Raw genomic sequence first — 21373 nt, forward strand, 5'->3', positions numbered from 1 at the left:
ATTTCAATTTCATCACCGAAACCGGGGAACATTACGTCATTTTCACCGCAGTTTCGTTGGCGCTTTCGGCTCCGAATTGCCGCAGCCTTGCCAAGCGTGGTTGACATACCCCCAACGCAGCCCACATGTATCGCCGCTAGAGCAGTACATTGAATCAGAGGTATATATGCCCGTTGTTGTCGTAGAATCACCGGCTAAAGCCAAGACAATCAACAAATATTTGGGCAGCGATTACACCGTTCTGGCCTCCTACGGCCATGTCCGCGATCTGCCTCCGAAGGACGGTTCCGTCGACCCCGAAAACGAATTTGATATGAAATGGGAGGTCGCCAGCGATAGCAAAAAGCATGTCAAAGCCATTGCTGATGCGCTGAAGGACGACAATGCGCTGATCCTCGCCACCGACCCCGACCGCGAGGGGGAGGCGATCAGCTGGCACCTTGAAGAAGCCCTGCGCAACCGCAAGGCCATCAAGAAGGACACCCCCGTCAGCCGCGTCGTGTTCAACGCGATCACCAAGGCGGCTGTGACCGAGGCGATGAAAAACCCACGGCAAGTCGATGAGCCTCTGGTACACGCCTACCTTGCCCGCCGCGCGCTGGACTATCTGGTTGGCTTTAAGCTCAGCCCGGTTTTGTGGCGCCGCCTGCCCGGCGCGAAATCCGCAGGCCGCGTGCAATCTGTCTCCCTGCGCATCATCGTCGAGCGCGAGATGGAGATCGAGAAATTCATCGCGCAGGAATATTGGTCCGTCAAAGCCGTGCTCTCCACCCCACGCGGCCAGAATTTTGAAGCCCGCCTCACCGTGCTGGGCGGCGACAAGCTCGACAAGTTCGATCTCGCCAATGAAACCGCCGCAGAGCTGGCCGTCCAGGCCATCCAGTCGCGCGACCTCTCCGTCAAATCAGTTGAGGCGAAGCCCGCCAACCGCAACCCGTCGCCGCCCTTCATGACCTCGACCCTCCAGCAGGAGGCATCGCGCAAATTCGGTATGGGCGCGCGCCAAACCATGTCCAGCGCCCAGCGCCTCTATGAGGCGGGACACATTACCTATATGCGGACCGACGGCATCGACATGGCGCCCGAAGCCGTGCACGCCGCCCGCGACGCGATCAAAACCAAGTTCGGCGGCGAATACGTGCCCGCCGACCCGCGCATGTACAAAAACAAGGCCAAGAATGCGCAGGAAGCGCATGAATGTATCCGCCCAACGGATATGATGGCCGACACGGAAAGCCTGAAAATTCTCGATGCCGATCAGCGCAAGCTCTACGACCTGATCTACAAGCGCACCATCGCGTCCCAAATGGCCGCCGCGCGGCTGGAACGCACCACCGCGATCATCGGCTCCGACGATGCGCAGGTGGAATTGCGCGCCTCGGGTCAGGTCATGCTCTTTGACGGCTTCCTGCGCGTCTATGAAGAAGGCCGCGACGACGCGGTGCTGGATGACGACGACAAGTCGCTGCCCCAGATCAATCAGGGCGACGCCACCGGCAAACAATCCGTCACACCCGAGCAGCACTTCACCCAGCCGCCCCCGCGCTATACCGAGGCGACACTGGTCAAACGCATGGAAGAGCTGGGCATTGGCCGCCCCTCCACCTACGCCTCTATCGTCACAACGATTCAGGACCGCGACTACGTCCGCAAAGAGAAGAACCGCCTGATCCCAGAGGATAAAGGCCGGCTTGTCACGGTCTTCCTGACCAATTTCTTCCGCAAATATGTGGGCTACGAATTCACCGCCAACCTTGAGGAAGAGCTCGACGACGTCTCCGCCGGGGAACGCGACTACAAAAACGTGCTCGACCGGTTCTGGCGCGATTTCGCCGTGGCGATCTCTGAGGCGATGGACCTGTCAATCACCGAGGTGCTGGAAAAGATCAACGACGCGCTCGCGCCCCATATCTTCCCGCCTAATGAGGACGGCACCGATCCCCGCCTTTGCCCAAATTGCGGCGAAGGGCGGCTGTCCATGCGCACCGCGCGCTCCGGCGGCGCTTTCATCGGCTGCTCCAACTACCCCGACTGCCGCTACACACGCGCCTTCGGACCTCCCGGCGGTGACGAGGACACCGGCATTCCACCCGAAGGCAAGATGTTGGGCATGGATGGCGACGACAAAATCTGGATCCACAAAGGCCGCTTCGGCCCTTACGTCCAGCGCGGCGACGTGACCGAAGAAAACAAAAAACCCCAGCGCCAATCCGTGCCCAAAGACTGGCCGGAGGAAGGCTTCGCGCTGGAAAATATCGACCTTGAACACGCGCTCAAGCTGCTCTCCCTGCCCCGCCTGATCGGCACGCACCCAGAGGACGGCGTCAATGTTTGGTCCAATATCGGCCGCTACGGCCCTTACTTGAAACACGCCGAAAGCACGTCAGAGCGCGGCGGCACCAATGCCAACCTGCCCACGATGGACGACGTCTTCACCGTCGGCATGAACCACGCGGTTGAGCTGCTGGCCGCCAAAGTCGCCTCCCGCGGCAATCGCGGCGGCGCGGCCAAAACGCTGAAGGATTTGGGTGAACATCCAGATCAGGGCGGGCCCATCGCGATCATGGAAGGCAAATACGGGCCTTACGTGAAATGGGAGAAGCTCAACGCAACGCTGCCCAAAGACATTGAACCCGACGCGCTGACCATCGATCAGGCCGTGCAACTGCTTGATGAAAAAGCCGCCAAGAAAGGCACGAAGCGCAAGGCGCCCGCCAAGAAGAAAGCAGCTCCCAAAAAGCCCGTAGCCAAAAAAGCCACGGCAAAGAAAACAGCGGCTAAAAAAGAATGAAGGGCGTGGCCATCTTTTTGGGCCTGTTCATTGTTCTGGTGGCGCTGCTGTTCTGGGTCAAGATGAAGCCGGTGCAGGCAGCGGGGCAGATGTCACCGGAATTTCATCGAACCGTCACGCAGCTTTAGCAACACAGCCCTTCAATGAGCCGGATAACTCATTTGAAAGGCCTCTACGATGAAGACCACATTCCCGCTCGTCGCGCTCGCTTGTGCTGCGATGACACTGCCCGTGCTTGCTGAAAATTACCAAGCCGGCCCGCGCCCGCTTTACTTGATCGACAAGATGGCCGACGGCCCCTTGAAGGACAAACTGGCCTCCTGCGCCGCCGCGCCAATTATGAAAACCGACTTTTCCATCGGGCACCGTGGCGCGCCGATGCAATTCCCTGAACATACCGTCGAAAGCTACGTTGCCGCCGCGCGCATGGGCGCAGGTATCCTGGAATGCGATGTCACCTTTACGGCCGACAAACAGCTCGTCTGCCGCCACGCGCAAAACGATCTGCACACAACAACCAACATCTTGGGCAGCGATCTGGCGGCCAAATGTACCGCTGGCTTCACGCCCGCCTCTGGCGACGACAAGGCGACCGCCGAATGCCGAACTTCTGATCTGACTCTGGCGGAGTTCCGCACCCTCACCGGCAAAATGGACGCCGCTGACAGCTCCGCCACAGATGTCGCGGCCTATATGGATGGGACCGCAGGCTGGCGCACCGATCTCTATGCCGCCGATGGCGGCACGTTGATGACCCATGCCGAATCCATCGCGCTGTTCAAAGACCTCGGCGCGAAATTCACGCCCGAGCTGAAAAGCCCATCGGTTGATATGCCTTTCGATGGTTTCACCCAAGAAGAATACGCCCAGAAGATGATCGATGAATACAAGGCCGCAGGCATCCCACCCCAAGACGTTTGGCCGCAAAGCTTCAACCTCGATGATGTGCTCTACTGGATCAAGGCCGAGCCGGAATTCGGTGCGCAAGCCGTCTATCTCGATGACAGCTATGACATCGACGGCTGGTCGCCGATGGATGCAAGCACATGGACCCATTCCATGGCGGAACTGAAAGAGATGGGCGTCAACTACATCGCGCCGCCGCAATGGGTGCTCGTGACGCTGGAAAACGGCAAGATCGTCCCCTCGCTCTATGCCAAAGAAGCCAAGACCGCAGGTCTCAACATCATCACCTGGACATTGGAGCGCTCGGGCCCGCTGAAAACGGGCGGCGGCTGGTATTACCAGTCAATTGAAGAAGCCACGACCGATGACGGGGTCATGTTCGAATTGCTCGATGTGCTGGCGCGCGATGTGGGCGCGGTCGGCGTCTTTTCGGATTGGCCAGCGACCACCAGCTACTATGCCAGCTGCATGGGCCTGAAATAGGTCAAATGCGCCAAACGGCCAAAGGCCAAAAACGAAAGCGGCGCGGGCCTGAGCCCGCGCCGCCTTTTTTATGAATGTCGAAACCGTTAGGAGCCGGTCGCGATCTTGTCTGTCACAAGGTCGTAAAGCTCTTGCGCCGGAAGGCCGTTGCGCGCGTTCTCCGCGATCCAGGCGGCGGCAGCAGGTGCTGCGACCTCCTCTTTAATGGCGGTGATGATGCTCGGGTTGATCGTCAGCTGGCTGATGCCTTTTTCATCCAGCGCCGGACCCCAGGCGTCCATCGTGGCGCCCTCGTAATTAGCGACGTAGTGATCCAGGGCCGCATCAACGGAAGATACCAGCGCGATGCGATTGGCGTTGCTCAGTTCGTTCAACGCGTCCGTGTTGATCACAACCGGGCAGTTTACTGTGCCAGGGTTCAGGTTTGTCGTCCACCAGGTGCCGTTCTCAATCGTGTCGAACGCCATATGGGCATGCGGCGCGAAGCTCACCGCACGCACAGTGCCGTCATCCATGGCCTCACGCACTTTCGTGGCGGGCAAGCTGACCAGCTCTGCGCCCAGCGACGCGATCGCATTGCCGACGCCGCCTGTCGCGCGCACTGTCAGCCCTTTGAAATCGGCCAACGATGTCGGCGGGAAGCCGGTGCCGACAATATTATACTGCGGCAAAGGTGACGGCATCAGCAGCGTCGCGTTCCAGCGCGCCAAATCAGCCCGTGTTGCGGGGTGTTGGTACACCGCCATAGACAAATCGATCTCCTGCTCAAGGCTATCGACGCCGAGAAACGGCAATTCCAAAACGGTGATGGAGGGGTTTTTGTCACGGTGGTAGCCCGCACAGAACTGCGCCATCTCAAACGAACCTGCCGAGATCCCGTCAAGGTTCTCGCGGCTGTCAGACAGGCCACCATAAGATATGTTCAACTGGAAAGCGCCGTCGGTCTTCTCTGAGACCAGTTCAGCCAGCTTTTCAACATGCTCGGTAAAGGCGCGGCGTTTGCCCCACAGCGAGACGTCCCAAGTAACCACATTCGGGTCAACGGACTCGGCCGGTGCAACAAGCGTGACGCCCTCAGGCAGCTCGATGCCGCCCGGGCAGCCTGCGCCGAAACACTCGACCCGGCTGGCATCCACGCGCAACGCGCCGAATTTGGATTTGATAATATAAGTGTTGTCCTTGAATTCGATCAGCTCGCCCTTCAAATCGACCGCACCATCGCTCGATTTCAGGTGTACGCCCTCACCAAGCGCCAATGTCGGCACAGCCAAAGCTACAACAGCGGGTGCGACAAATCTCATGCCGCGCAAGGACCTCTTGAATGCATTTTTCATAAGTCTAACCTCAATTTTTCTCGTTGCGGCGAGGGCTTGTCTTCAAAATCATCCTCTGTGAACAATCCACCACCAATCGCATTATTGTTGTCGATACCGACGCATAAAGACGAAAAAGTGGCATAAAGTTGCTTTAAATTAGAAAGTCCCAATTATCGTTACGTCATGTAGTTCGCCGGGAAACTGTGCGCCAAATGGCCGAACGCCCTTTATTGCCTGGCGCGTGCGACACGCCTCTTGAACAAACCGCGCAGACCTCCGACATAAGAGGCAACGCAACGAGGGGACGTTATGCCAACACCAAATCACGCGGCGCTGGAGTTTTTGCTCAGCCGCCGGTCCCGCCCGGCCAAGACCCTGACCACCCCTGCACCCGACCGCGACGCGCTCACCCAAATCCTGACCGCCGCCGCCCGCACCCCCGATCATGGCAAGCTGGAACCTTGGCGCTTTATCGTCCTTGAACAGGCGGCCCTACTCCGTCTTGGCACCACAGCCCGCACCCGCGCCGCCGAATTGGGCCATGAGCCTGACAAAACCGACAAAGTCGCCACCATGTTTGAAGCGGCGCCCTTGTCCATCGCGGTCGTGGCCTCCCCCAAGCCCTCCGACAAAATCCCTGAGATTGAGCAGACCCTCAGTGCCGGCGCCGTTTGCCTGGCGCTGCTCAACGCCGCCCTCGCCGCCGGTTGGGGCGCCAATTGGCTGACCTCATGGGCCGCCTTTGACCGCCCGTTCCTGACCGATGCGCTTGGCCTCGCGTCGCAGGAGTATGTTGCGGGCTTTCTGCATCTGGGCACGGAAACCTCCCCGCCGCCCGACCGACCGCGCCCCGATCTGGACGCCATAACTGAATGGGTCAGCGCGTGATCATCGGCGACTATCTCAAGGCACTGGGCCAAATCACTGACAGCCGCTTCCTGCGCGTGCTGGCACTGGGGGTTGGCTTGACCATCGCGTTGCTCTTCGGCTTCACCGTGCTCTTTGCTTGGACGGTCGGCCTTGTCGTGCCCGACAGCTTTTCGATCCCGTGGATCGGCGAAATCACGTGGATCGACAATGTGGCCTCGCTTGCCGTGATCCCTGTCATGATCGGCGCTTCGGTCTTTTTGATGGTGCCCGTGGCCTCTGCTTTCACAGCGCTATTTCTCGATTCCGTCGCCGACGCGGTTGAAGAACGCCATTACCCCGGCCTGCCCCCGGTCGCCCACATCCCGTTCTCTGAGACCATCACCGAGACGCTCAAATTCTTGGGCGTGTTACTCGCCGCCAACCTAATGGCGCTGGTGCTGTACCTGATCTTCCCGCCCTTCGCGCCGCTGATCTTCTGGGGGGTAAACGGCCTGCTGCTGGGCCGCGAATACGCCACCATGGTCGCCCGACGCCGTATGCAACCAAGCGAGGTCCGCGATTTCCGCAAGCGCCATGCGACGGTGATCTGGGTCGCGGGTGTGCTCATGGCGATCCCGCTGACCATCCCGATCATGAACCTGGTGATGCCGATCATCGGCGTCGCGGCCTTCACCCATCTGGTGCGCAGGCTGTCGGTTTAGCTGCCCGGCCCAAACCGCTTGAACAGGTCAATCTGATCCACCGTGATCCACTGGAAATGGATCACGCAAATCAACGGCACCGCAATCAGCGTCGCCCAAATCGTCGTCAACAGGAACTTGCGGCGCATCACAAAGCCTGATGGCGCCGAGGCCGGGGTGCCCACCTCAACCTCGCCCACATCGCCCTGGCTGCGGTTGCCCAGGGGCAGCACCACAAACAGCGTCATGAACCACGTCACCGCGTAGACCACGCACATGGAGGTGAAGGCCATTACGCTTGCTCCAGCTCAACCAGAGTGCCGGTGAAATCCTTGGGGTGCAGGAACAGCACGGGCTTGCCATGCGCGCCAATTTTCGGCTCGCCACTGCCCAGCACGCGCGCCCCGCTGTCTTTCAGCTTGTCGCGTGCGGCGAGAATGTCGTCCACCTCGTAGCAGATATGGTGGATGCCGCCCGACGGGTTCTTCTCCAGAAACCCGTTGATCGGGCTGTCCTCGCCCAGCGGGTGCAGCAGCTCAATCTTGGTGTTTGGCAGTTCAATGAAGATCACCGTCACGCCGTGGTCAGGTTCCGGCTGCGGTTCGCCCACGCTCGCGCCCAAAGTGCCGCGATATTGCTCGGCCGCGGCCTCAAGGTCGGGCACCGCAATGGCCACATGGTTCAATCGTCCGATCATGTCAGGTCCTCGCAAAATTCGTCTTTGTGCCCTTATGCGCCGCGCTGCGGAAATTGCAAAGGGGCAGCGGTGCCGCAGGCGATTGGCAGGGATTCACGATCTGTTAGGCAAACTGCACGACAATAAGAATCAAAGGATACGACCCGCCTGCCATTGGAGACCGCCATGCCAGAAGACCTTGGACATTTGTCGATGACGATCCATCCCACCGCCATGCGCCCGCTTTTGGGACTGACCGTGCTGGTGGTGGAAGACAGCCGCTATGCATCGGAAGCCATTCGGCTTCTATGTATCAGGTCCGGGGCCCGTATCCGGCGCGCCGACAGCCTTGAGGCCGCGCATAAGCATCTGCGGCTCTATCGCCCGTCGGTCATGATCACCGATATCGGGCTGCCGGATGGCTCCGGCATTGATCTGATCCGCGATGTCGCCAGCTCCATTCGCGATGATCGACCTGTCCTGATCGCCACGTCCGGCGCCGATGGCGAAGGGTGGGGGTCGCAGGCCATGAACGCGGGCGCAGACGGGTTTTTGCCCAAACCCATCGAATCTGTCAGCGCGTTTCAACAAGCCATTCTCGAACATCTGCCCAAAGACATGCACCCCTCCGGCCCGCGCGTCATGTCGGATGAGGTGATCGAACCTGACACGCTGTCGCTATGCGAAGACCTGTCCCACCTTGATGAGCTGTTGCAATCCGCACCCGATCAGCTGAGCTATGTTGCCCCATTCTTGCAAGGTTTGGCGCGGTTGGCCGGGGACGAGACGCTAAAATCAGCCTCTGACGAGCTGTCGGAAGCCTGCTCTAAGGGCCGCTCCACCTCAGAGCCGATCACAAAAATTCGCGCACTGATCAAAAAACGCCTGGCTGTCGCCGAAATGGTCTGACCCTACAAAGTCGGGTCATCAGCAACTCGGACAAGCCTGGTCAGGGCTCCCAGCCGTTCGATCTGCCGGCCCTCTGCGTCAAAATTTTCCGGCGCAAACCACGCGCGATACGCTTCCTTCAATGCGGGCCATTCTTGATCGATGCAGGCAAACCAGGCCGTATCGCGGTTGCGCCCCTTGCTCACCGTCGCTTGGCGGAAAACACCTTCATAGCTGAACCCAAACCGCTGCGCCGCCCGGCGCGAGCCAATGTTCAAAGCGTTGCATTTCCATTCGAACCGCCGGTAGCCCGCCTCAAACGCCCATTCCATCATCAAATAGACCGCCTCGGTCGCCGCGCGGCTGCGCTGTAATTCGGGCGAAAAATTGATATGTCCGACCTCGATAGAGCCAGCCTCTGGCGTAATACGAAGATAGCTCAGCACCCCGCAATATTGCCCCGTCGCCTCTGAGCGCACCGCATAGAAACGCGGATCCTCGGCGCGCGTGACGTCACGCACCCATTTGTGGTAGCCCGCAGCCGAAGAGAACGGTCCATAGGGCAGATAGTCCCAAATTGCGTCATCAGCGCTGTTTGCACGGTGGATATCTGCTGCATGGCGATCCGCATCGAGCGGTTCCAACCGCGCAAACTGGCCTTGTAAAATGGTTTCGCCCGGTTTTTCAGGCGGGGTCCAATCCGGTAAAGGCGCCCCAAAAATCTTCGACGACATGTGCAATAAGCCTCAATCAACGACCGGGCTTGCCGCGATTGCCCGCCACTTTTGTCATTATCTTAGTTAAAATGGGCGCGAAATCACCTCTAGTCTAGCCTCAAATTGGCACATTCCTGCCTTGTTTTGCGATCATCTTAATCCCAATGACGCATGATGCGCTGGGTAACAAAAACTTTTGATGCGGAGACCTGTAATGTTTGATGCTGTAAAATATTTTCTGAACGACGAAAGCGGTGCGACCGTTGTTGATATGACCATGTTGATGGCTGCCCTCGTAGGCCTTTGCCTTGCTGTGACCGTTCAAGTCACCAACGGTATGGAAAACCAAACGGAAGATCTGAGCCAGACATTGGTTGATCGTCCTGTCGGCGCCGCTTGGTAAGAAAACGCCTTAATTTCAAGGCTACAGCAAAACTCCGGGATCGCGCTGCAAGCGCAGCCCCGGAAAGATGCTCAGCTCCAACGCGGAGCGTTCTACCCCAAAAAGACCCCGCATCAGCCACGCCGGGTATGCCCTAACATCAGCAACAGGCATGAGGTCGCGCCGTTCATACAGCGCCGCCTCATCCAACCCCGGCCAGTCGCCAAATACCTGCCCACCATTGATGGCCCCACCCGCCAAAATCAGCGCGCCACCGGTCCCATGATCGGTGCCTTGCGTGCCATTCTCGCGTGCTGTGCGGCCAAACTCCGTCATCGCGACGACTGCGGTGTTGCCCCAATTTCTTCCCAATTCTGATTTCAGCGTCAAAATTGCACTTTGCAGTTTTTTCAGCGCCCGCGTCATGCCAGCGGGTTGCCCGCGATGCGTGTCCCAACCCGATAGCGAAAACGCCGCAATCCGGGCAGTGGCATTTAACCGGTTCGCCGCGAACGCCGCCAAAACATCCGCTTCACTCGCTTGCGCATTGCGCTTTACCGCGGCGCGCATGTCCGATTTCGACAGCCCAAAACTGTCCTCGCTCGACAGGCCCAAAGCATCGGCAATGGCCACGGCCTCGGCGCCAGCATCGCGAAACAGCGGATCATCATGGTACACCTCTTCCAGCAATAGCCGCGCCTGCGGCGACATATCCAACCGCCCATCCGGCGACCAGCTCGAACTTGGCGCAGCCCCCGCAAGCAGCCGCATATCCTCACGCCCAACCGCAAAAGCAGTCTCAGACCTCGCATCCGGCATCACTTGCAACAACCGGTTCAACCACCCGTCCCGTGGAAGTGCGACATCCATACCCGTGCCCGCCTCCAACAAATCCTGCCCATCAAAATGGCTGCGTTTGTCGCGATAGGGCGTCGACACCGCCTGCGCAAATCCCAGATCGCCCGCCTCCCAAAGCGGCATCAGCTCTGACAGGGCCGGGTGCAATGCGTAAAACCCGTCCAGATCGAACCCGGGCTCGCCCATCACGCGCGGCCGGTACTTGGCCAACAATGGATCGCCAACCGGCCGCACCACATCCAACCCGTCCATGCCACCGCGCAAGATGATCACGACCAACCGCTTGTCGCCCGGGGTCGCGGCAAAACTCACCGGCGTCATCAACGGGCTCGCTGCCAACGAACATCCAAGCCCCGCGATAAATCCACGTCTGTCCATGCCCCTCACCTCCGTTGAAATCCGGGCGAGGCCAAGATCAGCCCCACGCCTTCACGCCGCGTTTCCGCCGCACCAGCTGCAAACCGCACCCGGTCATCCGCCAAATTGCCTAAGCTCGTTTCCACAAATCCACGCGGGTCCGGCAAGCTGCGAAAAAACGCAGACGGCGCCGCCATCGCCCATTGCAACCGCGCCGCCAACCCCTGCGGCGTGATCCAGGCCTGTGCCTCTTCCGGCCAGCCATCCGGCCCTTGCGGCTGAAACAACGGCTGCCCCATCGCCGCCAGTGGCCCCGTCAAAAAGCTGCGCAGCTCGCGCAGGTCCAACTTGGTCAAAGACGCGGGCGGCACTGCAATGGCACGCAACGATGATGTCATGAAATCAATAGGTTGCTTGACTTTCTGGCCGAAGCTTTCCCACGCAAACGGGTGGTTCACCATCGCGGCATAGACCGGTTTCAAGTCACCACCCGACGACAGATAGGCTTCCGCCATCGTCGACACCATCCCCGGATCAGGCGTATCAGAACAGAAATGCACCGCCAATTTACGCGCCAAATGCGCGGCCGTATCCGGGTGCATCGCCAAATCCTCAAGCACTGCAAAAATATCATCAAGCGCCGGCACATCACCGCCGTAGCTGCGCCCCAACACGACCTCCGCACCCGGCTCAGCACGCGCGGGGCGGAAGGCAAACCCATCGGGCAAACCCGCCGTCAGCCCGGTCAAAAGCTCCGCCAATTGACGCACATCGCCCTGTCCATAAGCGCCGCCAACGCCCAATGTGTGCAGCTCAATCAGCTCTCGCGCCAAGTTTTCATTCAGCCCCCGCCGCCCCCGCGCGGCGGCCGAATTCGGCCCAAAAGAGGCCACTTGATCAAGGTAGATCAGCATCGACGGATGCGTCACCACCGCCTTCAACATATCTGCAAACCGGCCAGATACATGCGGGCGGATCGCATCCTCCAGATAGTTCGGCGTGGTTAACCGCAACAATGGCAGCCGAGGGGCACAGGTGAAATGATCGCCCCAAAACCGCGTCAAACGTTCGCGAAACGGGGCCTCCGTCGTCAGGCTGCGCGCCAATAACTGTTGGTGATCGGCCATTCGGGCCCGTTGCGCACGCCGCCGCACGGCCTTGAACGCGTCACGCGCGGCTTTTTCTGCGTCATCGCCGCGCGCGCGCCGATACGCTTTTCGCGCCGCGTCCACCTCCCCCAGAGCAGGCAGAAGCGCATCAAACCGGGGGATGGCGTGCGCTTCTGCCGAGAGGTCGGGACCCTCAAGTTGGCCCAAAAGCGCCTCAATCGAGCTCGGAGCCGGGGACAAAGGGGACAACCCCTCCCCAAACCTGATCGCTGCTTTTTCCGGCGAAAACGCCATATGCGAGGCCCCTTTTTGGTGTCGCTCTCACATAGTCTAACGCGCGAGGCCGCCGGTTCCGTCGCAAAAAAAGCGGGCCCCGGCAATCAGCCAGAGCCCGCGCATTTAGAAACGTAAACGCTTAGTCCTGCGGGATCACCCGCAAGCCCAGCTCCATAAGCTGGTCCGACATAGGCTCGCTTGGTGCGGCCATCATCAGGTCTTCGGCGCGTTGGTTCATCGGGAACAGGATCACTTCCCGAATGTTCGCCTCATCAGCCAGCAGCATCACGATCCGGTCGATGCCAGCCGCGCAGCCACCATGCGGCGGGGCGCCGTATTTGAACGCGTTAACCATGCCACCGAAGCGCTTGCGCACCTCATCTTCGCCGTAACCGGCCAGCTCAAACGCTTTGAACATGATCTCAGGCTTGTGGTTCCGAATGGCGCCCGAAATCAGCTCATAGCCGTTGCAGGCCAGGTCATATTGGTAGCCCAAAACATCCAGCGGATCGCCATCCAGCGCGTCCATTCCGCCTTGCGGCATCGAAAACGGGTTATGCGAAAAGTCGATCTTGCCGCTTTCCTCATCCGCCTCATACATCGGGAAATCCACGATCCATGCAAAGGCAAACCGGTCCAGATCGGTCAGTTTCAGCTCATTGCCGATCTCAACGCGGGCGCGCCCGGCGACCCCTTCAAAGGCCGACGGTTTGCCGCCCAGGAAGAAGGCCGCATCGCCAACACCCAGGCCCAATTGCTGCCGGATCGCTTCCGTCCGCTCTGGCCCGATATTCTTCGCCAACGGCCCTGCCGCTTCCATGCCCTCGCCCTGATCGCGCCAGAAAATATAGCCCATCCCGGGCAAGCCTTCCTTCTGCGCAAAAGCGTTCATCCGGTCGCAGAACTTGCGCGATCCACCAGTCGGCGCAGGGATCGCACGAATTTCCGTGCCCTCTTGTTCCAGAATTTTTGCAAAGATCGCAAAACCGGACTCACGGAAATGGTCAGAGACCAACTGCATTTTCAATGGGTTACGCAGGTCAGGCTTGTCGGTACCGTACCACAGCGCCGCGTCCTTGTAGGAAATCTGCTCCCACTCCTGATCAACTTTGCGGCCACCGCCGAATTCCTCAAAAATGCCGCCGACAACCGGCTGGATCGTGTCGAACACGTCCTGCTGGGTCACGAAAGACATCTCAAGGTCGAGCTGGTAAAAATCGGTGGGCGAGCGATCCGCACGCGGATCTTCGTCGCGGAAACACGGCGCGATCTGGAAATATTTGTCAAAGCCGGACACCATCAACAGCTGTTTGAACTGCTGTGGCGCTTGCGGCAGCGCGTAAAACTTGCCGGGATGCAGCCGCGACGGCACCAAGAAATCACGCGCGCCTTCAGGCGACGAGGCGGTGATAATCGGCGTTTGAAATTCCTTGAATTTCGCGTCCCACATCCGACGCCGCATCGAAGCGACCACGTCCGAGCGCAAAGTCATATTGCGCTGCAATTTCTCGCGGCGCAGGTCCAGGAAGCGGTATTTCAACCGCGTCTCTTCTGGGTATTCTTGATCGCCGAACACCATCAAAGGCAGCTCTTCCGCAGCACCCAGCACTTCGATATCGCGGATAAAGACCTCAATCTCGCCGGTCGGGATTTTGGGGTTCACTAGGCTTTCATCGCGCGCCATGACATTGCCATCAATGCGGATACACCATTCGCTGCGCACCTTTTCAATCTCGGCGAAAACCGGGCTATCCGGGTCAGCCATGACCTGCGTGATCCCGTAATGGTCGCGCAAATCAATGAACAGCAAACCGCCATGGTCGCGCACCCGGTGCACCCAGCCCGACAGGCGCACGGTTTCGCCCACATTGGATTTGTTCAGGCCCGCACAGGTATGGCTGCGAAATTCATGCATGATGTGTGTCCTCAGGCGTCAAAAGGTCGGAAAATTCTGTCGGGTCGATACACATGGGCTGGCCCGGGAAGTCAAGCGAACACGGCCCCCAGCGCCGAAACTGGACGAAATGGTTTCGTTGAATTGACCTTTTTGCAGAATCTATCGCAAAAATGCGCGCTGTTTTTGCCTGGTACACTCACAGTTTAACATAAATTTGCCGTATTTTGGCCGTTAACCCATCTGCGGGCACGGCTGCTATAACTCGACAGCCTTGCTGGGGACGGGACGACTTGTATGTGGACTAAAATGCTGGTGGGGCTGCTCCGCCAATTGCTGAAGACGGGGGATTTGACCCTGCGGTTGCCCGGTGGCGAGGTGATCCACCTGGGCGACGGGCAGGCCCCTTCCGTTTCAGTGACGCTGCATGATCCCACCCTGCCCCGCAAACTGATCCTCAACCCCGAACTTGCGATGGGTGAGGCTTACATGGACGAGCAGCTCACCATTGACGGCGATGATGTGCGCGGCTTTCTAACCCTGATCGTGCGCAATTTCGGCCAAGGCAACCTGCCCGCAACCCAAAAGCTGGCCCGCGCCGCGCGCATCGCCAAGCGCAAATGGGATCAATGGATCCCCTTGAGCACCGCCAAGAAAAACGCCGAGCACCACTATGATATCTCGACCCCTTTCTACTACCTCTTCCTCGATGAGGACCGGCAATACACCTGTTCCTATTTCCGCGACCCCTCCTACACGTTGGAGGAGGCGCAGATCGCCAAGAAAAAGCACATCGCAGGCAAGCTGTTGATCAAGCCCGGCATGAAGGTGCTCGATATCGGCTCCGGCTGGGGCGGGCTCGCCATCACCTTGGCCAAGGACTACGGCGCGAAAGTGGTGGGCGTCACCCTGTCAGATGAACAGCGCAAGGCCGCTACCAAACGCGCCAAGGAGGAAGGCGTCGCGGATCTGGTCGAATTCCGGCTGCAAGATTACCGCGACGTGACCGAGCAGTTCGACCGCATCGTGTCCGTCGGCATGTTAGAGCATGTCGGCGAGCCGCAATATAAGCGCTACTTCCAACAGATCGAAAAGAACCTCAAAGAAGACGGCGTCGCGCTGATCCATTTCATTGGCCGCACTGGCCCGCCGGGCAACCTGTCCCCATGGTTCCAGAAATACATCTTCCCCGGCGGCTACACGCCGTCCCTGTCCGAAGTCATCAAAGTCGTTGAGAAATCAACGCTGGAGGCCGCTGATATCGAGGTATGGCGCACCCACTACGACCGCACGCTTTACGAATGGCTGATCCGCTTTGAGGCCCGCCTGCAAGAGGTGCGCGAGATGGGCTATGATGAACGCTTCATCCGCATGTGGCGCTACTACCTGATCGCGTCCGAGCTGAGCCTCTCAGACATGCCGCATGTGCTCTACCATGTGCAGCTGCACAAACATCAAACCACAGTGCCAATCACCCGCGACTACCTCTATGTTGAGGGCGCGCCAGAGCCGCACAGCTCTTTCCCCGACGGATTCGTCCCGCGCAAGTAAACGCGCGGGAGCGTATTGATTTAAACTTTGAAGTCTTCCAGCTTCGCGCCGCCCTCGAGGGCCGCCTTCAGCCATGCGGGGCGCGGCCCACGGCCGGCATATGTATTGTCCGGGTTCGCCGGGTCACGATATGCAGGGGCGGCTTTCGCCTTCGCAGGTTTCGCCTTTGACTTGGCCGCTGGTGCTTTGCTGCTCAACAGGTCTTCAAGGCTGAACCCCATCGCCTTGGCCTGTGCCTTCAAAGACGCCAGTGCTTCCGTTTTTGCCTTTTTCTCGTGGCGCTCAATTGCTTTCTCAACGCGTGCCTTCAACGCTTTGAGTTCTGAAAGCTTGAGTCCTTTAAGGTCCACTTTGGCCATGATTTTGTCTCCCGTCATCAAGATCATATGGCGCGTTAAGCGTTTTCGACCCGATTGTGAAGCCGCTTTTGGTCAACAGACGTTCGGTCACAACGCGATTGCGCGATCAAAACGGTCGGACAACATTGCCAGAATAGAAATATGTCCCCATTCCCACAGCAAACAAAACAACACCAGCAACCGAATGCGCCAGAACAGCTTCAGGGAAATTGCCGCGCCGCTCGTAAGACCAAGCGAAAACCAGCCCACCGGCAAATGTCATCGCGGCCACAACCCAGCTCCAATACATCAGATGCGCCCATGAAAAGAGCGCGGCATTGACCAAAATCCCCCAGCGCCCAAACAAATGCCCGTAGCGGCGGAAAAACAGCGGGCGGAAAACCAGCTCCTGCGGCAAGGCACTGACAACGGGATAAAGCAGCGCAATAAACACGATCAGCGGCCATCCGGTGTTTCGCTCGCGCGGCGCGCCCTCACCTATCAATGCAAATAGCCGCTCGGGGTCGGTTTCAAACAGCACCACATAAGACGCCGCAAAACTTCCCAAACCGACCAGAAAAACCAAAACCATCGACATCTGGGTGATCCCGGAAAACAGCGACCGCCACCTAAACCCGGGCGTTATCGCAAGCAGGAAAATGCCCAGGGCGGTCATCACAAACAAGGCCGGAAACATCGCCGACGGCGGCAGCGCAACGGCAATCACCACGGGAATCAGCATGTAAAAGATGAGGGATTCGAGCGCGCGCATATCCATGCTTTAGGCCACCGTTTCCAAACCGTCCACAATGGGAATATTTGACGGTAACTGTCCCGCCACCTTGTCGCCCAATTTCATCTTATTTGGGCCACATTTTGGTTAATGTTTCCAACTCCTTAATTTTTGCGGAATTCCCTTTGTTTGCTAGGGGATTGAGGCTATCCAACTTGTGGGGGCGCGTTAGTGAGTACGAACAATGCGTTCATTTTATCTAGGTCTCGCCGCAATTCTGCCCTGTTTCGGCAGCTTTGCGGCGACTGAGACGCCCGAAACATCGGGCAATCCTTTGTTGCTGCCGCAATGCGAGGTCCACTCGCCACTGTGGGACATCGCGGCTTTGGTTCAGCAAGAAGCGGCCGACCTGCCGATGGACTTCGCCCATGGGCACGGCACCTTGACCCAGCTGTCACCTGACTTTGTTCCGGGCGCCGCAGATCGCGTCAAATGGGCGTTAGAGGTCGTCGCCGTCTCAGACGGCGCCGAGCCGCTGAACACATGCGGGTTTCAAAATGCACCCAAGCTGAATTTCGCGTTGGGCTTCATCGAAACCCCGTTATTGACCGGCGTCTTCGCAAGCCAATCCGGGCCAACACCCGTCAAGCTGGCGCAAAACACGCGACCTCCGTCCGGGATCGCTCCGTTTTCCGTTGGGGGCACAGGCGGTACGGGCAGCACCGCAAACCCCGCCGCGACCATTCCCACCGCGATCAGCCTGCCGACAACAACAGGTGATGACGGCAGCCCGAACGACCCCAACACGCCAACGGTAACGACCAACACCGAAACGCTTTCGGCGTTGACGCCGGTACCGCTGCCACCAAGCGCTCTGTTGCTTTTGGCCGGTCTCGGCGGGCTCGGCATGATCCGAAAACATCGCCGCTAAAGCCACGTCGCCAATGCCAGACCAGCGCTGCCTCAAACGGGGCGGCGTTTTCGCGTTCAAACCCTTGTTTTGCGCCTTGCGCCTATGCAGGCACTTCCTTAAACCCACGATAATTTGCGCGCACCCGAGTCCGGCTCGGGTCTCAATGATCTGGGGACGGGACCATGCCAAAAAGAACCGATATCAAATCCATCATGATCATCGGCGCGGGCCCCATTATTATCGGCCAAGCGTGTGAGTTCGACTATTCCGGCGCACAGGCCTGCAAGGCCCTGCGCGAGGAAGGCTACCGGGTTATCCTGGTAAACTCCAATCCCGCCACGATCATGACCGACCCGGACATGGCCGACGCCACCTATATCGAGCCGATCACGCCCGAGATTGTCGCCAAAATCATCGAAAAAGAACGCCCAGACGCGCTGCTGCCCACGATGGGCGGCCAGACGGGCCTGAACACATCTCTCGCGCTGGAAGAAATGGGCGTGCTCGACAAATTCAACGTCGAGATGATCGGCGCCAAGCGCGACGCCATTGAAATGGCCGAAGACCGCAAGCTCTTCCGCGAAGCCATGGACCGTCTCGGCATCGAAAACCCGCGCGCGACCATCGCCACCAATATGGATGAATGCATGGCCGCGCTCGAAGATATCGGCCTGCCCGCCATCATCCGGCCCGCCTTCACGCTGGGCGGCACCGGCGGCGGCGTCGCCTATAACCGCGACGATTATGAACATTTCTGCAAATCCGGCCTCGACGCCTCCCCCGTCACGCAAATCCTGATCGACGAAAGTCTTTTGGGCTGGAAAGAATATGAGATGGAGGTCGTCCGCGACCACGCCGACAACGCCATCATCGTCTGCGCCATTGAAAACGTCGACCCGATGGGCGTCCACACAGGCGACAGCATCACCGTCGCCCCTGCCCTGACGCTGACCGACAAAGAATATCAGATCATGCGCAACCACTCCATCGCCGTACTGCGCGAAATCGGCGTGGAGACCGGCGGCTCCAACGTGCAATGGGCCGTGAACCCCGCCGATGGCCGCATGGTGGTGATCGAGATGAACCCGCGCGTCTCCCGCTCCTCCGCTTTGGCGTCGAAAGCCACCGGCTTCCCCATCGCCAAGATCGCCGCCAAACTCGCCGTTGGCTACACGCTCGATGAGCTCGACAATGACATCACCAAGGTCACGCCCGCGTCTTTCGAGCCGACAATCGACTATGTCGTCACCAAAATCCCCCGCTTCGCGTTTGAGAAATTCCCCGGGTCCGAGCCTTACCTCACCACCGCCATGAAATCCGTGGGGGAGGTCATGTCCATCGGCCGCACCATCCATGAGAGCATGCAAAAAGCCCTCGCCTCCATGGAAAACGACCTCACCGGCTTTGATGAGGTCGCGCTCGATGGCATGCCCGGCACCGACGCCGTCGAATGGAAGGTCACCGACGACGACATCATTCCGCGCATTGTGGTCGGCAAAGACGCCACCGCGCAGGAAGCCATCGACAAGACCCTCACGCGCGCCCTTGCCCAGCAGACACCCGACCGGTTGCGCGTCATCGCCCACGCCATGCGCTTCGGCTTCTCCAACGATGAGATTAACGAAATCACGGCTTTTGATCCGTGGTTCCTCGCTCGCATCCGCGAAATCATCGCCAAGGAGGCTGAAATCGCCCGCGACGGCCTCCCCATGACGGAAGACGGCCTCCGCGCGCTCAAAATGCTAGGCTTCACCGATGCCCGCCTCGCCAAGCTCACCGGTCGCAATGAAAAAGACGTCCGCAAGGCCCGTCAAAACCTTGGCGTCACCGCCTGTTTCAAACGCATCGACACCTGCGCGGCAGAATTCGAAGCGCAGACCCCCTACATGTACTCCACCTACGAGGCCCCGATGATGGGCGAAGTGGAATGCGAGGCCCGTCCGAGCGACGCCAAAAAGGTCGTCATCCTCGGCGGCGGCCCCAACCGCATCGGCCAGGGGATCGAGTTCGACTATTGCTGCGTCCACGCCTGCTACGCGCTGACCAAGGCGGGCTATGAGACGATCATGATCAACTGCAACCCCGAAACGGTCTCCACCGATTACGACACCTCGGACCGCTTGTATTTTGAGCCCTTGACCTTCGAACATGTCATGGAAATCCTCCGCGTCGAGCAGGAAAACGGCACGCTGCACGGCGTCATCGTCCAGTTCGGCGGACAAACCCCGCTCAAGATCGCCCAAGCCCTGCAAGACGAAGGCATCCCGATCCTCGGCACCACGCCCGACGCGATTGACTTGGCCGAAGACCGCGAACGCTTCCAGCAGCTGGTCCAGTCCCTGAACCTCAAGCAGCCCCATAACGCCCTCGCCCATTCCGACGCCGAAGCCTTTGAAAAAGCGTCCGAAATCGGCTTCCCGCTGGTGATCCGCCCCTCTTACGTGCTCGGTGGCCGCGCCATGGAAATCGTGCGCGACCAAGCCCAGTTAGAGCGCTACATCTCGGAGGCCGTGGTCGTCTCAGGCGACAGCCCGGTGCTGCTCGACAGCTACCTCTCCGGCGCGATTGAGCTGGACGTTGACGCGCTGTCAGACGGCGCGCAAGTCCATGTCGCAGGCATCATGCAGCATATCGAAGAAGCCGGCGTGCATTCCGGCGACAGCGCCTGCTCGCTCCCGCCCTACTCCCTCTCGGACAGCACAATTCAGGAAATCCGACGCCAGACCGAAGCGCTCGCCAAGGCCCTGAACGTCGTCGGCCTGATGAACGTCCAATTCGCCATAAAGTCCGACGCGGACAGCGGGGCCGACGAAATCTACCTGATCGAGGTAAACCCCCGCGCCTCCCGCACCGTGCCTTTCGTCGCCAAAGCCATCGGCTCCCCTATCGCCGCTATCGCCGCGCAGGTCATGGCCGGTGCAAAACTGTCGGACTTCACGCTGATCGACCCAATGATCGACACATTCGCCGTCAAGGAAGCCGTCCTCCCCTTCGCCCGCTTCCCCGGCGTCGACACGATCCTCGGCCCCGAAATGCGCTCCACGGGGGAGGTCATGGGCTCCGACCCCACCTTCGCCGGTGCCTTCCTCAAAGCCCAGATGGGCGCGGGCACGGAGCTGCCAAAGGACGGCGCAGGCAAGGTCTTCATCTCCATCCGCAACGAGGACAAAACCGCCGCCATGATGCAGGCCTGCCAGACGGTCGCCAAGCTTGGCCACAATCTGCTCGCCACGCGCGGCACCGCCAAATGGCTGAAAGAGGCCGGGCTGGAGGTCGAAATCGTCAACAAAGTCTACGAAGGCCGCCCCGACGTCACCGATCAGCTCAAAGACGGGCTGATCAGCCTAGTCTTCAACACCACCGAAGGCGCCCAGGCCGTCGAGGATTCCAAATCCATCCGCTCCATCGCCCTCTACGACAAAATCCCCTACTACACGACCGCTGCGGGTTCGCAGGCTGCGGCGATGGCCATGCAGGCACGGGTTGAAGGGGATGTCGGGGTTATGGCCCTCCAAGCCTAACCCGCACTTAAAGCCACCCGCTAACTCTGCCGCTCACCCCAACACAGGGCAGAGCCCGAACTCGGGTGGGTGCGAAGCGCCCTCCCATGGGGGAGTTCGGGCGCTGCCCGGCGAT

The 21373-nt window shown here is 59.5% G+C and carries 19 protein-coding genes; 10 read left to right on the forward strand and 9 right to left on the reverse strand.

What is annotated here, in order from left to right:
- The first annotated feature begins 166 nt into the window (after positions 1–166).
- Genes topA through ACZ1G7_RS07670 form a run of 3 tightly spaced genes read left to right on the forward strand, consistent with a single transcriptional unit; the run spans position 167 to position 4180 of the window.
- Positions 167–2791: a type I DNA topoisomerase gene (gene topA, locus ACZ1G7_RS07660; protein WP_472663225.1), complete on the forward strand. Its 2625-nt coding sequence runs from the start codon at positions 167–169 to the stop codon at positions 2789–2791.
- A 5-nt stretch (positions 2792–2796) separates the two neighbouring features.
- On the forward strand, positions 2797–2919 hold the full coding sequence (locus ACZ1G7_RS07665) for a hypothetical protein (RefSeq protein ID WP_472663226.1): 123 nt from the start codon (positions 2797–2799) through the stop codon (positions 2917–2919).
- 49 nt (positions 2920–2968) lie between these two features.
- The gene (locus ACZ1G7_RS07670; protein ID WP_472663227.1) at positions 2969–4180 is read left to right on the forward strand and encodes a glycerophosphodiester phosphodiesterase family protein; all 1212 of its coding nucleotides are present in this window, start codon (positions 2969–2971) and stop codon (positions 4178–4180) included.
- An 86-nt stretch (positions 4181–4266) separates the two neighbouring features.
- On the opposite strand, the gene ACZ1G7_RS07675 is transcribed toward ACZ1G7_RS07670, so the two are convergent.
- Positions 4267–5481, reverse strand: a complete 1215-nt coding sequence (locus ACZ1G7_RS07675) for a type 2 periplasmic-binding domain-containing protein (protein ID WP_472663228.1) — start codon at positions 5479–5481, stop codon at positions 4267–4269.
- Between the two features lie 324 nt (positions 5482–5805).
- Between ACZ1G7_RS07675 and ACZ1G7_RS07680 the strand changes: the two genes are divergently transcribed.
- Both ACZ1G7_RS07680 and ACZ1G7_RS07685 read left to right on the forward strand, forming a co-directional pair.
- Entirely contained in the window at positions 5806–6384 is a 579-nt protein-coding gene (locus ACZ1G7_RS07680) for a nitroreductase family protein (RefSeq protein ID WP_472663229.1), read from the forward strand.
- Positions 6381–7067, forward strand: a complete 687-nt coding sequence (locus tag ACZ1G7_RS07685; protein ID WP_472663230.1) for an EI24 domain-containing protein — start codon at positions 6381–6383, stop codon at positions 7065–7067. Before ACZ1G7_RS07680 ends, ACZ1G7_RS07685 begins: the two co-directional genes overlap by 4 nt.
- Here the strand turns inward: ACZ1G7_RS07685 and ACZ1G7_RS07690 are convergent.
- Both ACZ1G7_RS07690 and mce read right to left on the reverse strand, forming a co-directional pair.
- Positions 7064–7339: a DUF1467 family protein gene (locus ACZ1G7_RS07690; protein WP_472663231.1), complete on the reverse strand. Its 276-nt coding sequence runs from the start codon at positions 7337–7339 to the stop codon at positions 7064–7066. The genes ACZ1G7_RS07685 and ACZ1G7_RS07690 overlap by 4 nt on opposite strands.
- Positions 7339–7743 carry a methylmalonyl-CoA epimerase gene (gene mce, locus ACZ1G7_RS07695; RefSeq protein WP_472663232.1) on the reverse strand — a complete coding sequence of 135 codons (405 nt, stop codon included), beginning with the start codon at positions 7741–7743 and terminating at the stop codon, positions 7339–7341. The genes ACZ1G7_RS07690 and mce overlap by 1 nt, the downstream gene beginning before the upstream one ends.
- Positions 7744–7908: 165 nt before the next feature.
- Here mce and ACZ1G7_RS07700 point away from each other — a divergent pair, with 165 nt between their 5' ends.
- The gene (locus ACZ1G7_RS07700; protein WP_472663233.1) at positions 7909–8631 is read left to right on the forward strand and encodes a response regulator; all 723 of its coding nucleotides are present in this window, start codon (positions 7909–7911) and stop codon (positions 8629–8631) included.
- Positions 8632–8633: 2 nt separating this feature from the next.
- Here the strand turns inward: ACZ1G7_RS07700 and ACZ1G7_RS07705 are convergent, their stop codons facing one another.
- Entirely contained in the window at positions 8634–9344 is a 711-nt protein-coding gene (locus ACZ1G7_RS07705; protein WP_472663234.1) for a GNAT family N-acetyltransferase, read from the reverse strand.
- Positions 9345–9540: 196 nt separating this feature from the next.
- Here ACZ1G7_RS07705 and ACZ1G7_RS07710 point away from each other — a divergent pair, with 196 nt between their 5' ends.
- Positions 9541–9729 (forward strand): hypothetical protein, encoded by a 189-nt coding sequence (locus ACZ1G7_RS07710; protein WP_472663235.1) that lies wholly within the window; start codon positions 9541–9543, stop codon positions 9727–9729.
- Positions 9730–9750: 21 nt separating this feature from the next.
- Here ACZ1G7_RS07710 and ACZ1G7_RS07715 read toward each other — a convergent pair whose 3' ends face one another.
- From ACZ1G7_RS07715 to aspS, 3 genes are all read right to left on the reverse strand, one after another.
- Complete coding sequence (locus ACZ1G7_RS07715; protein ID WP_472663236.1) at positions 9751–10944, reverse strand: DUF1501 domain-containing protein; 1194 nt, start codon at positions 10942–10944, stop codon at positions 9751–9753.
- A 5-nt stretch (positions 10945–10949) separates the two neighbouring features.
- Positions 10950–12326 carry a DUF1800 domain-containing protein gene (locus ACZ1G7_RS07720; protein ID WP_472663237.1) on the reverse strand — a complete coding sequence of 459 codons (1377 nt, stop codon included), beginning with the start codon at positions 12324–12326 and terminating at the stop codon, positions 10950–10952.
- A 121-nt stretch (positions 12327–12447) separates the two neighbouring features.
- Positions 12448–14223, reverse strand: a complete 1776-nt coding sequence (gene aspS / locus ACZ1G7_RS07725) for an aspartate--tRNA ligase (RefSeq protein ID WP_472663238.1) — start codon at positions 14221–14223, stop codon at positions 12448–12450.
- A gap of 276 nt (positions 14224–14499) precedes the next feature.
- Between aspS and ACZ1G7_RS07730 the strand changes: the two genes are divergently transcribed.
- A complete protein-coding gene (locus ACZ1G7_RS07730; protein WP_472663239.1) occupies positions 14500–15753 on the forward strand; it encodes a class I SAM-dependent methyltransferase in 1254 nt (417 codons plus the stop codon).
- A gap of 20 nt (positions 15754–15773) precedes the next feature.
- Here ACZ1G7_RS07730 and ACZ1G7_RS07735 read toward each other — a convergent pair whose 3' ends face one another.
- Positions 15774–16112 carry an H-NS histone family protein gene (locus ACZ1G7_RS07735; RefSeq protein ID WP_472663240.1) on the reverse strand — a complete coding sequence of 113 codons (339 nt, stop codon included), beginning with the start codon at positions 16110–16112 and terminating at the stop codon, positions 15774–15776.
- Between the two features lie 106 nt (positions 16113–16218).
- Positions 16219–16863, reverse strand: a complete 645-nt coding sequence (locus tag ACZ1G7_RS07740; protein ID WP_472663241.1) for a lysostaphin resistance A-like protein — start codon at positions 16861–16863, stop codon at positions 16219–16221.
- A 205-nt stretch (positions 16864–17068) separates the two neighbouring features.
- Here ACZ1G7_RS07740 and ACZ1G7_RS07745 point away from each other — a divergent pair, with 205 nt between their 5' ends.
- The gene (locus ACZ1G7_RS07745; RefSeq protein ID WP_472663243.1) at positions 17069–17755 is read left to right on the forward strand and encodes a VPLPA-CTERM sorting domain-containing protein; all 687 of its coding nucleotides are present in this window, start codon (positions 17069–17071) and stop codon (positions 17753–17755) included.
- 164 nt (positions 17756–17919) lie between these two features.
- Positions 17920–21258, forward strand: coding sequence for a carbamoyl-phosphate synthase large subunit (gene carB / locus ACZ1G7_RS07750; RefSeq protein ID WP_472663244.1), 3339 nt, complete (start codon positions 17920–17922; stop codon positions 21256–21258).
- Positions 21259–21373 lie beyond the last annotated feature (115 nt).

The sequence above is a fragment of the Litoreibacter sp. JB4-2 genome (assembly GCF_055693445.1).